Below are 559 nucleotides of genomic sequence, written 5' to 3'. Positions count from 1 at the left end.
GGATGCCGTGGCAGGTGCGCGACGGGCCGGAGGATCTCCACGGCTACGTCGTCCATTCGCGCTGCGAGGGGGCCGAACAGCGCCTTCCACCGCGCACCGTCGGCACCCAGCGCCCGCGCGGTGGCATCGAGATCGCGGTACAGCAGTCCGGCGGTGCCGTCGTCGAGGGGATGGGCGCAGTCGATCTCCGGCCACCGCCACCGCAGCCCGTACCGCTCCAGCGGCAACGATGCGAGGAACGGCGAGGCCACCCCGAGCGGATGGAACGCCGAGCAGTGGTCGTGCAGGACACCCGGCCGCATCAGCTCGCTGCTGCGGGTTCCCCCACCGATGTCCGTGGCCGCCTCGAGCACCTCGACGTCGAGCCCGGCCTGGGCCAGGCGGACGGCGGCGGCCAGCCCGTTCGGGCCGGAACCGACGACGACCGCGCGAGTCATTTGATCTTGAAGATCACCGCGTGCTGGACGATGAAGTTGATGATCGTCGCCAAGCCTTGCGCGATGACGTAGGCGAGCAGGCTGTAGAGCAGTTCCTCCGGCCACAGGTGCGACAGGAAGGG

The 559-nt window shown here is 70.1% G+C and carries 1 protein-coding gene and 1 pseudogene; both read right to left on the bottom strand.

What is annotated here, in order from left to right; translation table 11 throughout:
• Positions 1-437, bottom strand: a 437-nt coding sequence (locus B1964_RS01225) for an FAD-dependent oxidoreductase (RefSeq protein ID WP_139765577.1), incomplete at its 3' end; no start/stop codon positions are given.
• Positions 434-559 (bottom strand): annotated as a pseudogene (locus B1964_RS30860) (GtrA family protein); the annotation flags it as partial. The gene B1964_RS01225 and the pseudogene B1964_RS30860, both read right to left, overlap by 4 nt.

Source organism: Gordonia sp. i37, assembly GCF_002043085.1.
Lineage (GTDB): Bacteria > Actinomycetota > Actinomycetes > Mycobacteriales > Mycobacteriaceae > Gordonia > Gordonia polyisoprenivorans.
The sequence above is the reverse complement of the archived record's forward strand: the minus strand, read 5'-3'. Positions and strand labels throughout refer to the sequence as shown.